Origin of the sequence: Paenibacillus sp. FSL H7-689 (assembly GCF_000517905.1) — a bacterium.
GTDB classification, from domain to species: domain Bacteria; phylum Bacillota; class Bacilli; order Paenibacillales; family Paenibacillaceae; genus Paenibacillus; species Paenibacillus amylolyticus.
On record NZ_ASPU01000028.1, the window covers coordinates 371,808 to 386,512 of the forward strand.

Consider the following 14,705-nt stretch of genomic DNA (forward strand, 5'->3'; position numbering starts at 1 on the left):
AAAAACGAAAACTTTCTCCAACAACACTTCTTTTGCTTGGCGAGAATGTAAATACTTCACCAGTCATTCTCAAGTTACGCGACGAGGTCATATGTCCAATAGGGCTTATAAGATGCTGTCAGACAACAATAATCCGTGATGAGGTATTATTGCTCCGTGAAGAGGTAGTGATCATTCAGGGCTCTATGAGATATTAATGTGCGTATATAACACTGCGTTATATCGAGAATGATTATTAATATCAGGAGGGGTGAGATGAACAACTCATCTGAAGTGTCCGGACTAATGCAAGTAACGAAGGAGCGTAAAGGTCTGCTGATCACAGCAAGTATCTTCTCGACCCTGTCGAGTCTGTTGCAGATTGTTCCTTTTGTCGGAGTGTATAAGATCGTCGAGGAACTGCTAACGCATGCGGGCCAACCATCTGCGATGGACAGAGATCTGTTGATCTATTGGGGGATCGTCGCATTCGTAGCCCTGATAGCAGGGCTTATTGCGCTCTATATCGGAGGGATGTGCTCACACATCGCTGCGTTCAACATTTTGTACCAGCTCAGAGTGAGACTTGCGGAACAGGTTGCCAAAGTACCCATGGGTTATCATACCCGGACGGCAACCGGTGAGCTCAAGAAGATCATCGAAGTCAGTGTGGAGAAAATCGAGAAATTTATCGCCCATCAGTTGTCGGACCTGGTAAGTGCGATCGTTATTCCACTGATGCTCTTGGGATATCTGTTCTGGCTCGATTATCGCATGGCGCTGACGCTTTTGGTTCCAATCGGAATCGGGTTCTGGCTCCAAAGTCGCCTCTTCCGCAGCGAAAAAGGCCGTCAGGCTTATCGTGATTTTCAACTTGCCATCGAAGAGATGAATGCGACGGGTGTTGAATACGTGAGAGGTATGCCGGCGGTGAAAGTATTTGGCATTACAGCTGATTCGTTTCTAACGTTTAAACAGGCGGTGACGCGGTACCGGGATATTTCGTTGAAAATAACTGATTTGTGTAAAACATCCTACGGGCTGTTTTTTGTAATCATGATCTCGTTATTTACCTTCATCGTTCCGGTGGGTATTCTGCTGTCGAGTGGAAATGCAGGCAATCAGTCGTTTGCGATCACGTTTATTCTGTTTCTGATCATTACCCCGAGTCTATCTGCTCCGTTATTGAAGTTAATGTATCTGGGTAGTGGGATGCGCGAGATTGTGGAAGGACAGAAACGGATAGAATCGGTGTTTGCCGAGCCGGTTGTACAAGAACCTGAGTTGCCCAAAGTTCCGGATACATATGAGGTTGCCTTTCGTCAGGTATCTTTTGCTTATGAACGTAAGGAGAGCGAAGCATATAAACCTGTACTTGATCAGGTTGATTTTGTAGCCAACGCAGGAGAGATGACCGCACTTGTCGGACCTTCTGGTGGAGGAAAGTCAACCATAGCGAATCTATTGCTTCGTTTCTGGGATGTACAGGAAGGTGAGATTACGATTGGTGGAATTCCGATTCAGGAGATGGGTACGGAGAAACTGATGGATACCGTGTCCTTTGTATTTCAGGATGTACATCTGTTCTACGATACAATTGAAGAAAATATTCGGATGGGCAATACATCAGCTTCACGACAGGACGTTATAGCTGCGGCTCAAACTGCTTGCTGTCATGAATTCATTGAGAAACTGGATGCCGGATATGACACCAAAATCGGAGAAGGCGGCACGTACCTGTCCGGCGGCGAAGCACAGCGAATTGCGATTGCACGGGCGTTGCTCAAAAATGCTCCCATTCTGGTCCTGGATGAAGCGACAGCCTACGCGGATGCAGAGAATGAACACAAGATCCAGCAAGGTCTGGCCCAATTGGTTCAAGGCAAAACGGTACTGATTATTGCTCATCGTCTTACAACGATTCGTGCAGCAGAGCAAATACTCGTGATCCGCAAGGGAACGATTGCCGAGAGTGGGACACATGATCAATTGCGTGCATTAGGCGGAGTGTATGAGCACATGTGGCAAGCCCATATCAGTGCAGCTTCCTGGAAGCTTAGAGGTGCAGGACGATGAAGAATTATTTATACAATATATCTGGCGGTAACCCTCGTAGTCTGCTTCCTTCGGTAATTGCAGCGATTCTGGACGGGATTGCAAAGATTGTTCCTGCGGCGTTGCTTGTGGACATATTCAATACGATATATAAGTCTTTTGCTGATCCGGACAAAGGACTGGATATCAACCGAATGTGGGTTGTATGCTGCATCCTGTTTGCCTGGCTTCTGGTGGAGTATGCAGCTTATGCTTCGCTCTATGACAAGACCTATCGGGCAGCATACAGCCTCGCGGCCTCAGGAAGGTTAAAGCTGGCCGAACATATTCGCCATCTGTCGCTAGGATTCTTCGGAAAACGTGATCCTGGGGAACTGACGAACCTGATCCTGAGTGATTATGGTCAGGTCGAGCATACGATCTCTCACAATCTGTCGCAGCTGATCAGTGCGATTGTGCTTCCGGTACTTGCTTTTGGCGGACTTCTGTTGGTGGATTGGAGAATGGCCGTAGCCATGTTTGTTGCGGTTCCCTTAGGTGTGGCTCTGTTATGGCTTACGGATTCCATTCAGGCACGACTGAGTGAGAACCATGTTCGAGCCAAAAACGAAGCCGCCAGTCGACTTCAGGAGTATCTGAGCGGTATTCGTGAGATTAAGGCCCACAATATGGGGGGCAAACGTTTTGAACGGCTGCGTCGTTCTTTTGACGAATTAAAATCAGCTTCCATTCGGTTGGAAGGTATCATGGGACCGATGATCATGGGCGCGATGTTGCTCGCACGATCGGGGATGACGTGGATGATTCTGGTGGGCAGTTATTTGCTTGCAGGTGGTGAGTTGTCCTTACCGGTATTTCTGTTATTTTTGCTGGTAGGTACAAAGGTATTCGAACCGTTAACGGTTGTACTGATGAGTTATGGGGAGATGCGGTACTCCGCATATAGTGCAAGACGCATTATGGATGTGCAGCAGGAGGCCCCGATGGCAGGAACGGGAGATGTACAGCCCAATCAGGCGATTTCATTCGACCATGTGACCTTTGGATATGATGACCGGCAGCCGGTCTTGAAAGACTTGTCCTTTACGATTGAGCCGCATACCATTACTGCCTTGGTTGGCCCATCCGGTAGTGGTAAAAGTACAGTCACACGTCTCATTGCCCGCTTCTGGGATGTACAGCAAGGCACCATTCGCATTGGTGGCAGACCCGTTAATCAGATGGACCCCGAGAAGCTGTTGCAGGATATCTCTGTGGTCTTCCAGGACGTGTATCTGTTTCAGGATACGATTGGCAACAACATTCGTGTAGGAAAGAAAGACGCTTCGCAATTCGAGATTGAGGAAGCAGCACGCAGAGCTTGTTGTCATGAGTTTATCTCCAGTCTGCCTCAAGGGTACGATACGCTCGTTGGCGAGGGTGGATCGACGTTATCTGGTGGGGAGAAGCAACGTGTCTCCATTGCACGTGCTTTGTTGAAAAATGCATCGATCGTTTTGCTTGACGAAGCCACCGCTTCACTTGATCCGGAGAACGAAGCCGCAGTGCAGCAAGCGATTAATGAGCTAGTCGCGGACAAGACGGTTATTTTGATTGCACACCGACTAAAGACCATTCAGAATGCCGATCAGATCCTTGTATTGGACCAAGGTCAGCTCGTAGAGCAAGGAACTCATGCGCATTTATTAGATCACTCAGGCATCTACGCTCGGTTGTGGCAATTACAACAGGATGCAGAAGGCTGGCAGGTAAAAGTAAACGTATAATAATGAGTTCGATGAGATAGATAAAGTAACTGAAGCAAATAAGCCTAATGTGGCTAATGAACTGACATAAAAGGAGAATGACAACGATGTTTAAACGAATTCCTGTATGGATTGCACTATGCTGTATGCTCACCTTGGCGGCCTGTGGAACGACCCAGACCACCAGTGAAGTGGCCAGCTCCCCAGAGGGGACTGCACAAGCAACGACCAAATTGATTACCAACCCAAATGGAGAAGAGATTACGATCCCTTTGAATCCAGAGCGCATTGTTGATCTATCCGGCTCTACAGAAGAGTTACTGATTATTGGGAAAACACCTGTTGCAACGATGAGTGCGGATTACGGTAACCCGGAGGAAATCACTCCAACCATTAAGAATCAGCTGAGTGCAGATACCGTTAATCTGGGCTGGTATGGTTTCCCGTTCAGTATTGAAGCTATAGCGGGTGCCAATCCGGATCTGATCATCTTGGGAAAGGATTTTAACACGGATCAATATGAAACTTTATCTAAAATTGCACCTACAATTGCATTGCCTTACTCTTACTATGATTGGAGAGAACGCCTGACATTCTTGGCAGATACGTTTGGAGAAGAAAGCAAGAAAGATGAATATCTGGCCAAGTATGATGCGAAATCTGCAGAGTGGAAACAAAAGCTGGAGGCGGCTGTACATGGTGAATCCTTTGCCGTAATTGAGACATATCCAAACAACCTGGTCATCTATTCCAATAAAGGGGCAGCTGAGATGTTATACGGTGAATGGGGCCAGAAGCGCACAGAGGGGATCCCTGATCCAGAGGGCTGGGGCGGTAAACAGATCGCACTGGAGGCTCTGGCTACCGTTAATCCGGATCGTCTGTTATTGATGGAGAATAGTGAGAACAAGATGGTCGATAGTAAGGTGTGGAATAACATGAACGCAGTGAAGAATGGCAAGATCTATAAAATCTCTAATGTCGATAATTACAATTATTCGTACACAGCGATGGGGAGAATGGAGCTTATGGACCGTTTGGGTACGATGATTCTGGAAGGTCAGAAGTAAGAAGTAAGAAGTAGTCGTTGGATTAGAGCCATTGAAACGATAGATTAAATTTAACATTTAACAGAACCTAATAACGCCTATGTGTAATTATGTAATTTGTTCGAAATCATGTAACTTGAGCGGTTCTGGCTGCGTTTAGACATTGGGGTGATCTGATGTTGGTGAACGCGGTTCAACGTTACATGGTATTAGGACTTATATTTATAGGGATAAGCTTGACGGCATATCTCGTTCTTGAAAGGATTGAAGGGTACCACATTACAACGACAGAGTATTACGGCTTACGCAATGCAGGGGGATTAATATATATTCTTTCGCTTATCCTGGGATTCGGTCACTATTTAGTCGCTTTTTATGTTGTTATTATTAGCCCGATCTCATGGTTGTTGCGGAAATATGTATGCTTTCCTATGATGAGAACTTTCATCTATATGATTGGGTTTGGATGGGGCGGGCTGTGGGTTTTTGATCTCATGTACAATCCATATTTCGTGAATGGATACCATCTGAACCGAATGACATCGATATGGATATTTGCCATCGCCGGTTTAGTCTACGCCATTGTGGAGAATAAGATTTGGCGAAGAGGGCAGATGCAGAACGAACAGAAAGCTACTTAACAAATGTTGAGTAGCTTTCTTGGTTTACATAATTATTATGGTGTTTTCATTGGTGGTTCAGAAGCCAAATACAATATTTAGAAAGGATTATGTAAGAGTAAATAGTGAACATGTACAGCAGTAAGTTAATTCGATAGTTTGTTATAAAATTCACAAAGGATGCAATTAAAATGAAATAGGAGTTTTATCGTAAAAAGGTAAAATTTTCTGTTATACTATTTGAGTTGTGTACATAAAGTTAGATATTTTAATGAAGGGAGTTCATGAAGTAAATTAGCCGTTTAGTTTAAAATTGTAGCTTGGAGGAAAGCATTTTGTATAAAGCAGGTTTTTGGATTAGATTAGGAGCAGGTGTATTGGATAGTCTTATTATTTCAATTCCGTTAGTGATTATTGCAGGTGTGCTGACGGGCAACTTTGATACGGATGAGCCGATTGCAAAACTGCTTAGTGCGTTATACTCAATTTTATTACCAGTTTACTGGTATGGTCGAACCATAGGAAAACGCATATGTGGAATTCGAATCCGCCAATACGATACACACGAACCGCCAAAAATTGGTACGATGCTGATGCGAGTTGTTGTAGCTGGACTTGTGTACGTATTAACTTTGGGTATCGGAGTTATTGTGAGTGCTTTTATGGTCGGTCTGCGTGAGGATCGACGTGCGATTCATGACTTTGTAGCAGGAACAGAAGTAGTTTGGGACTAATTCGAAGATTATAAAGAATTGCTGTACAGGGGTAAAAATCACTGTGCAGCTTTTAAATCATTAGTACTGTTTCACAAAACTCGTATTTTGTACATATGTATATAGGCCTTTCTTATATATAAGTAGTTTTACTTTTTTTCAACCACGTTGCCATGATCCCGTCAGGCTCTTCGCCACGTCTTTCCCGCATTAATTGATAAAGCCGGTTGAACTGAATTACTCCTTGTGCCGTCGAGACATATGGGGTCCAATAACTAAGCCACCGCTTTGCCAATACGGGTTCAAAAATATCGAAGAATAGAAATCTCTGGTAGTCCTTATTAAAACCAGGTACCGAATTACCTTGTATCTCATTGATATCCAGTAATGGTTCTTCCAGCCCGTCTACCATTTATACCAACCTCCCTCCTACGGTTTCTCAGTATTCCTAGTGTTTCATCTCCCATATCCGACTCAGCTATCATTTGGGAAGTCATACCCTGATTAGTACACGTTTGGGCCTCACTGGCTTCTCCACCCAGGCGGGAATATGAGCCGATCAATCTGACAAAAAGGTGCTCAGCAATTTGCCCACCGAATTCAATAGGTCTGCCTCCAATCTCAATATCACCAACAAGGAACTCTTTGTTCAAAGGCACCTCATACACAGCTCTTACCGCAAACCCTGGACCACCACGCACTACCTTCCAATAATCTAGTGGATCGCTGTTGTCAGGTGAAGTCCAACCACTTGTGTTCGGCTCAGACATGTAGAGCCCGACAGGATTCTTCAGAGTAATCAGTGCACCCTGTCGTGCCAGTGCATTAACTTCGCCACCGATCAGGGGGTCACTTGCCCGCTTCTCAATTCCATATTTAGCACAACGTATTAGTTCATTCTGATCGCTAATTATCGCTCCTTCACCATTTTTCCGAAGTTTGGTCGCATCAGCTGCCAAGTTAATCTCAGCACTTAATGTATTAGCAGGGTGCGTCATTGCTCCATGACTCGTATTCCATTTATTCAAAGGATCATATTGGCCTTCTGGGAACAGATCATCGTGCTGTACATTAGGAGAAACATATTGGCGGTATAATTCAAGAACTTTCTGTTTATCACCAAGAGCGTTAATTCTCCAATTCATAGATGAAAATGGGTGTCCATGCGCCATTGCCTGCCAATATTCTGGACCCTCGCACGTAAATGTCACTCTTTTAATTTTATTACTTTCTTCGTCGTATTCCACAAACCATTCCAAATACTCGTCATGAATTCGAGACTCTCCTGGTGCAGGACGTTTGTCGGCAGTTGCCATTGCCTGCCTCCATGTTAACATTGAATCTTCAGATAGGATTTTGGGGAAAGCTGGCCATGCAATGGTCGCATCTTCTGACGCATCAAACATACTTGCCCCCAAAGGATTATAGAACTGACTTTTGCCTTGGCTAAGTACATCTTCATTTTCTTGAACAGCAGAAGTGAATACTTCATTGATGTATTCACTCCATGCCTCAAGCTGATTTAAAATATTGTTATAGTCATCCAAATTACCTGGCGGATCAAAGCTAGCAAGAACCATATAAAATGCTTCCTTTCCTCAAAGATGGCTTAAGCCTTAGCAATCCACAGACTACTTTAAAATTGCGCTGTAGCAAAACCTTGATGCTGATGAAGTGATGAAAATACTGAATGATCCAGCGGCAATTGCCGAGGCACACGCAGAGTTTGCCCAAGTACACCGCCTTGGAGTAAACAGCTACCCGACACTTCTTCTCCGTGATGGAAATGAGTTTATTTCATTAGGCGCGACGATGAATATAGAGGAACTTGAAGAGGGTCTAGCTAGTACAGTTATTGCGAAGCAAACTAAAGGGGATCAATGTACACTGGGTAATAAAGAAGGCTGTTGGTTAAGCAAAAAGGGATCTATGATATTGGATGACCCCCCTATCCGTTATTCTAAATAGGCAGGATATAGGCAATGTTAAGTCATCATGACCACCCGTTCACCGAGTGGTCATGATGGTTTCTTTATGTTATACATCATGGGAAAATCATAGTTATTGGTAAATTTTATGTCCCTCCTGCTGTTCTGCAAAGTAAAGTTCCATCGGTGTGATTGCATGATTTTGTCTGAATTTATTCTTGTACGTTTCAAAATTCCAACTTTCCAGAAATTTCGTTGCTGTAACATGTCCTGATTGCAGTAAGAAACGCTGGTCTTCTTCCGTCAAATTGAACTTCGTCGTTGTTACTTTTCCAGTAGGAATAAACATCGTTCGTTCTTCCGTATGTTCATCTACATGTCTTTGATCGTGGGCCTGTAACATCGTTTTGAATATTCCTTTGAGTAAAGAAACCGGACCGTTGATATCCATAGATTGGGCATACGTACGCTTTTCTGACAGCCGGAAGCCAAAGGTCGGCCACTGTGGAATCCCCTCCACATCAAAGAGCCAGATCGGAAAGTTACTGAGCATGCCTCCATCCAGCATATAATACGGTTTCTTCTGTAATGGCGTATGCCATAGATAAGGTTTAAAAAAGAAAGGCAGTGTTGTGCTCATTCGCACAGCTGCAGCAATTGGAAATTCAGATGCTTTCAGTCCGTAATGAGGCAAATCATTAGGAAAAACGACGATCTTACCATTACTTATATTCGAGGCGATAATGGAAAGCTTTCCTTCTGGAAGATCTCCAAACGTTACAATGTTCTTACGTTTCAGCCAATCTGTCATCACTTGCTCTAAAATGTGATTGCTATAGATTCCAGAGTCAAATATGAATGGAAGGGTCTTGTTAAACAGAGGCAACCTGCTTATTCCTGTCCGTCCCAGCAGCTTAGTATAATCTAGCGAGCTCATCAAATTCCGAATTTCAGCACTGTTGTAACCGCAGGCTAACAATGTCGCAACAATCGCTCCAGCTGAAGTACCTGCAATTTTGTTCCAAGTATAGCCTCTAGCCTCCATCACCTCTATGGCTCCCACAAAAGCAATTCCCTTGACCCCCCCGCCTTCAAAGACTGCATCTGCCTTCACCTGAATTTCCTCCTTACAAAATGAAATATTTCCTGGTTATTATTAGCTTTGTAAATTAAACTATTCACGTTGAGGATATGTTTGTTATGCTTGCTTCCCCCTTCAATCGGTTAACCCTTGTGCCGAGCGATCCGCTCAATTCCTCCCCAACGGCTTCAAACAGCTGTGATGGCAGACATACCCTCAAGCGTATAAGGAATTTTCGGGCGTTGTCCTGACATAAGTGTTCTGGCGAGGGCTTAAAAATCCAGTGTAGTGTGATGGCTAAAATAGGTAGATAAGTTTGTGTCCCGATTAAAAAAAAATTACCCTGTATCCTTTTGCCACCAGCATCTCACAAAATGGAACAGTCCATCGGATCATTTGTGTTCCCAGCCCGGCAATCAGCAGAATGGTTCCATGCTTTTCATCGCTATAACTGTCATAAGCAAGATCAATACCGTTAACGTTTAACATATGGTCATATAAGGCAGCATGCAGCACGGTATTACCAAACCGCCATAGTAACTCGTTCATTAGATCCATACTGCCGTCCTCATCACATTTCTTACGGAACTGAGGAACATCAGTAAATGACATTTGTAAATCCTGACTCACAAGACAAAACGCCGAACATCTCGAAAGCTCCTCTTTGTTCTATCCAGTAATTTATCTCGACATCTCCTCTTATTGAGATATGAAAGGACATTCGAGGATAGGCTTTTAAGGAAACGCCTTTATCGCGCGCAGATATCGGCATAGTCCCAAGGAGATTCTTAAACGCCGGTGCGAACGCTTCCGGCGATTGGTATCCATATTTCATAGCAACATCGATTACCCTCGCATCGTTTGCCTGCAGTTCAAAAGCCGCTAATGTCAAACGACGACGTCGGATGTGCTCGGATAACGTGATTCCTTTAATGAAAGGGAACATTCGTTGAAAATGATAGGTAGAGCAACAAGCTATCTGCGCTATTTCATCATATGAGATATTGTTCTCCAAATTTGTTTCGATATTATCGATTGAACTTTTCATCCTCTCCAACCAATCCATCGTTCTCCCTCCCTTCGAGTTAAATACTATCGTAAATAAAAAACTTTCCTTGCATTTCCTGCACCAAATTGTCAGCATCGTTCGCATCCCCTGAAGACCAATCCCAACAAATCTTGTCTAATTAATTTCTCCTAAGAACATGTTCTTGTCCAATACGGCAATCGGTACAAGTTCTTGTCCTTGGCTCGGGACAAGAACAATGTTCCATTGCCTTCCTCTTCTTATCTTTTTGCCACAACCAAGAGCCGTTAATCATCATTGCACTGATTAACGGCTCTGTAAATTTAATCTCTTCACATATGCTTCAACTGATTTTTGTAATACTTTCTTTTAATCATCCTGGATGCTTCTTCTGATCAGCATCGCAACAGATTGAGGTGTATAAAATATTACGTTTGGGCTTTCATGTTAATATGGGCAAACGTATTTGTCAGCCAACACTTCTTCATTTTCTAAATAGTGATATTCGATGGAACTTGATGAGTTCCGGATACAAATAGTTAATCAAGCGAGGTCTTATATTAATGTGGCTTTTATCTCGCAATAGAAGATCCATCATAATACTATTTAGGTGACTGTCTAATCCAAAATGACACAATGCTCATTTCCTCAGCTTGGAACAAGAACTTGGGTTCCTTAAATCAAAAAAGCTGCTATAATAGCGACTTTGAATGGAACAATGTTTTTGTCCTCCGACATTGATCTGAGGACATTGAATTATACATCTCAAAGTCTTTTGGAGTTAAAAGAAGACCACATATAGAGATTCTCTTATGTGGCCTGCCTTGTTTCCCCTCAAGTATTTATTTAGCACACATACTTGAAATGTTTTTGTCATACTGCTTCATTAAATTAACACGCGAATACTACCGATCAATTAATCAAGGAAATACCCTGCCCCATTATTAGCAATAATGTCTTTGTACCAATGAAAACTTTTCTTTCTGATTCTTCGAAGCGTGCCAGAGCCATCGTTGTTTTTGTCGACATAAATGAACCCATACCGTTTTTTCATCTCGCCGGTACCGTTACTCACAAGATCGATCGGTCCCCAACTTGTATACCCTATAATATCAACTCCGTCTTTTATTGCTTCAGCAATCTCTGCAAAGTGAAGATCTAAATACTTAATGCGGTAATCATCTTCAACGGTATCATTATCCAGAAGAGTATCTTTTGCACCAAGTCCGTTCTCTACGATAAATAATGGTTTATTGTACCTCTCATGTAACTGGTTACAAGTAATCCGCATGCCCTTTGGATCAATTGTCCATCCCCATTCTGAGGTTTCCAAATAAGGGTTTATTACAGAACCAAACACATTCCCATCTGTGTAATTCTTCAATATTTCAGGATCAGCACTGGTACAACGGCTCGAATAATAGCTAAAACCAATGTAATCCACTGTATATTTCTTCAAAATTTCCAAATCTCCAGGCTCAAACTGAAGTTGAATTCCATTCTCGATGAAAAAGCGTTTTGCATATCCGGGATACTCCCCTTTAGATTGTACATCAATCAAGAGGTAGGACTCTCGTTCCATTTCCATAACTTCCCAGTAATCTTCTGGATTACTACTGTATGGATACACATTTCCAGCTGCCAACATACATCCGATCATGGCGTTAGGAATAATTTCATGACAAGCCTTAACCGCCAGAGCACTTGCAACCAGTTCATGATGCGCTGCTTGATACAGAACTTGTTGTTTATTCTCTCCTTCTTCAAAAATAATGCCAGCTCCTGTATAAGGCAGATGCAATAACATATTAATCTCGTTAAATGTCATCCAGTATTTCACTTTGGTTTTATAGCGTTCAAACAATGTTTTGGAGTATTTTTCAAATAGCTCAATCATAATTCGGTTTTTCCAACCGCCATACGTTTTCGCCAAGTTCACAGGTAAATCAAAATGACATATAGTAACGACAGGCTCAATATTATACTTCAGAAGTTCATCAAACACGTCATCATAGAATTGCAATCCTGCTTCATTCGGGGTTACATCGTCACCATTGGGAAAGATGCGAGCCCATGAAATCGACATTCGAAACGATTTGAAGCCCATTTCCGCAAAAAGAGCGATATCCTCTTTATAACGATGATAAAAATCGATAGCTTCGTGTGAAGGATAAATCTCGCCTTCCTCGGGTTCAAACGAATTTAAGTTACCCATCGAAACCTGATCACGTTTAGGCCCCTTCGGCATCAGATCAATGGTCGTTAGTCCCTTACCATTAGCTAGGTATGCCCCCTCAATTTGATTGGCAGCCGTAGCACCACCCCACAGAAAACCATCCGGAAATTTATTGATTTTATTAAACATATCCAATTACCTCCCTATTTTTGTGCATATACTTTGAGTAACGGTTCTTTTTCATCTACCCTGTCATTTGCAATTCCTACAATGTCGTGATACATGGACGTATTTGTAATAACAATGGGGGTTACCATTTGATAACCGGCATCCTGGATCGCCAGCAAGTCGAACTCTACAATGACATCCCCAACCTTAACCCGATCCCCATCTTTCACGAATGAATTGAAGTGCTGACCTTTTAACTGAACGGTATCTTGTCCAATATGAATGAGTATTTCTACTCCATCATCACTGATAAGGCCAATAGCATGTTTCGTACGGTAAATCGTTTGTACAATGCCGTTTACTGGAGATACAACACGTCCCATTGTAGGGAGGATGGCTATCCCTTTGCCCATATACTCTCCTGCGAAAGTTTCGTCCTTAATATCTTGGAGTCTAACTACAGTACCTGTCATCGGACTAACGATTTCAAAGGGTTGGTCATTTAATAGACTTGTATTAGGAACGAATTCTTGTTTTTCAGCAATATTGGTTGATATCGTCTCTGTTGGATCTTTAAAACCAATAAAGTAGGTTAAGACAAACCCAAAAATAAAGGCGACGGCAGTTGCAATGAGTGACATATAAAAACTGAAATCAATACCGGCTACCTTATTTACAAAGTTAGGATAGCCGAACACACCGAGGCCTCCAAGAATGTAAAATTTTGACCCAGCATACCCCAAAAGACCTCCACCGATACCTCCGGCAATACAACTCATAATGAATGGTCTTCTTAAGGGTAAAGTTAAACCATATATAGCAGGCTCCGTGACGCCAAAAATCCCAGAAATGAATGCTGGTACACTCAATGCTTTTATTTTTTGATTTTTAGTTTTGATCAGAACCGCTAGAACCACACCGATTTGCGCAAATGAAGCTCCAAAAGAAAGCGCCATAATTGGATCTGATCCAAGTGTTCCAATATTCAGCAACGCGATGGGGATGATTCCCCAATGAAGTCCAAAAATAACCAAAACCTGCCACATGGAGCCTATTATTATACCCGTTAAAATAGGGCTAAATCCGTAAATTTCAGTAGCGCCCGCTCCAATTAAATTTCCTGCCCATGTAGATATGGGCCCTATTACCAAAAAAGTAGCAGGGACAATGATAAGCATCGTAAAAAAGGGAACCAAGAACGTTCGTACCACTTGTGGTGTAACTCTTTTTAGAACTTTTTCTAATTTAGATGCAGAGAACGAAGCTAAAATGATGGGTATGACTGAGGAGGAATACGTCATTAAAATTACTGGCAGACCCAAAAACGTAATATGAATTGGAGATTCAAAAATTGTCCCTCCAAACAAAATGTATTGAGGGTCCCCTTCACTTAAATTCGATAACGTTGGGTAAACGAGTGATGCCCCTATAGCCATTCCTATAAAGGACGACCCACCAAATTTTTTCATTGCAGTGTACCCTAAAAATACGGGGAAGAAGTAAAATAGGCAATCTCCAGTTGCTTTTAGCAATTGATACGTTCCAGATGTTTCCGAAATCCATCCAAAAGACAAAAACAATTCGTTGAACCCTTTAATCATTCCTGTCGCAGCCAACAAACCAAGTAATGGTTGAAAAACACCTGAAATCATATCAATAAAACGATTGAAGATATTTCCTTTGGCTGTTTTATTTTCATCGGAACTTAAAGTCTCTTCACCCTCTACAGACCAATTTCCAAGTTTAGTGATGGCCTTATATACATCCGGAACTTCATTCCCTATCACAACTTGGTATTGACCGCCACTTTGCATGACCGTAATGACCCCAGACAGTTTCTTTAATTCTTCTGTTTGGGCCATTCCTTCGTCCCTTAATTGAAATCGCAATCGTGTTATACAATGAACAACGCTGTTAACGTTTTCAACACCGCCAACTCGAGACAAAATCTCCTTGGCCAACTGATCATAATTCATGAGTGCTCTTCCTCTCTGGCTGTGACTTTGCATCAAAAAAACTGTATGGCTGTCCAGTGGATAGACTCTAAACATCATTTCCATGCTGAAGTTCAGCGTTCTGTTTTTTTGCACAACGACGCTCAATTCTGCAAGGCTATTTTAGTAATTTCAAATTTGTCAACAGCCTTCAAATTTTGTGAAAAGTT

At 42.6% G+C, this 14,705-nt stretch carries 11 protein-coding genes and 1 pseudogene; 6 read left to right on the forward strand and 6 right to left on the reverse strand.

Features of this window, described 5'->3' with window-relative positions:
* Positions 1-255: 255 nt before the first annotated feature.
* The 5 genes from C170_RS21285 to C170_RS21305 all read left to right on the forward strand — a co-directional run bounded on the left by C170_RS21285 (position 256) and on the right by C170_RS21305 (position 6,182).
* The gene (locus C170_RS21285; RefSeq protein ID WP_036613861.1) at positions 256-2,055 is read left to right on the forward strand and encodes an ABC transporter ATP-binding protein; all 1,800 of its coding nucleotides are present in this window, start codon (positions 256-258) and stop codon (positions 2,053-2,055) included.
* Positions 2,052-3,800, forward strand: coding sequence for an ABC transporter ATP-binding protein (locus tag C170_RS21290; protein ID WP_036613862.1), 1,749 nt, complete (start codon positions 2,052-2,054; stop codon positions 3,798-3,800). Before C170_RS21285 ends, C170_RS21290 begins: the two co-directional genes overlap by 4 nt.
* An 86-nt stretch (positions 3,801-3,886) precedes the next feature.
* A complete protein-coding gene (locus C170_RS21295) occupies positions 3,887-4,849 on the forward strand; it encodes an ABC transporter substrate-binding protein (RefSeq protein ID WP_235200811.1) in 963 nt (320 codons plus the stop codon).
* A gap of 431 nt (positions 4,850-5,280) precedes the next feature.
* Positions 5,281-5,469, forward strand: coding sequence for a hypothetical protein (locus C170_RS30865; RefSeq protein ID WP_162158984.1), 189 nt, complete (start codon positions 5,281-5,283; stop codon positions 5,467-5,469).
* A gap of 314 nt (positions 5,470-5,783) precedes the next feature.
* Positions 5,784-6,182: an RDD family protein gene (locus C170_RS21305; RefSeq protein ID WP_081746009.1), complete on the forward strand. Its 399-nt coding sequence runs from the start codon at positions 5,784-5,786 to the stop codon at positions 6,180-6,182.
* 112 nt (positions 6,183-6,294) lie between these two features.
* On the opposite strand, the gene C170_RS21310 is transcribed toward C170_RS21305, so the two are convergent.
* Positions 6,295-6,573 carry a hypothetical protein gene (locus C170_RS21310; protein ID WP_036613867.1) on the reverse strand — a complete coding sequence of 93 codons (279 nt, stop codon included), beginning with the start codon at positions 6,571-6,573 and terminating at the stop codon, positions 6,295-6,297.
* Positions 6,533-7,741 (reverse strand): hypothetical protein, encoded by a 1,209-nt coding sequence (locus tag C170_RS21315; protein ID WP_051447335.1) that lies wholly within the window; start codon positions 7,739-7,741, stop codon positions 6,533-6,535. Before C170_RS21315 ends, C170_RS21310 begins: the two co-directional genes overlap by 41 nt.
* A 94-nt stretch (positions 7,742-7,835) precedes the next feature.
* Here C170_RS21315 and C170_RS21320 point away from each other — a divergent pair, with 94 nt between their 5' ends.
* Complete coding sequence (locus C170_RS21320) at positions 7,836-8,129, forward strand: hypothetical protein (RefSeq protein ID WP_162158985.1); 294 nt, start codon at positions 7,836-7,838, stop codon at positions 8,127-8,129.
* A 93-nt stretch (positions 8,130-8,222) separates the two neighbouring features.
* Here C170_RS21320 and C170_RS21325 read toward each other — a convergent pair whose 3' ends face one another.
* The 4 genes and pseudogenes from C170_RS21325 to C170_RS21340 all read right to left on the reverse strand — a co-directional run bounded on the left by C170_RS21325 (position 8,223) and on the right by C170_RS21340 (position 14,517).
* Positions 8,223-9,203: a patatin-like phospholipase family protein gene (locus C170_RS21325; RefSeq protein ID WP_047843258.1), complete on the reverse strand. Its 981-nt coding sequence runs from the start codon at positions 9,201-9,203 to the stop codon at positions 8,223-8,225.
* Positions 9,204-9,659: 456 nt separating this feature from the next.
* Positions 9,660-10,236 (reverse strand): annotated as a pseudogene (locus tag C170_RS21330) (helix-turn-helix transcriptional regulator); the annotation flags it as partial.
* Positions 10,237-11,113: 877 nt separating this feature from the next.
* Positions 11,114-12,562 (reverse strand): 6-phospho-beta-glucosidase, encoded by a 1,449-nt coding sequence (locus C170_RS21335; protein ID WP_036613869.1) that lies wholly within the window; start codon positions 12,560-12,562, stop codon positions 11,114-11,116.
* 14 nt (positions 12,563-12,576) lie between these two features.
* The gene (locus C170_RS21340) at positions 12,577-14,517 is read right to left on the reverse strand and encodes a beta-glucoside-specific PTS transporter subunit IIABC (RefSeq protein ID WP_036613871.1); all 1,941 of its coding nucleotides are present in this window, start codon (positions 14,515-14,517) and stop codon (positions 12,577-12,579) included.
* Between the last annotated feature and the right edge of the window lie 188 nt (positions 14,518-14,705).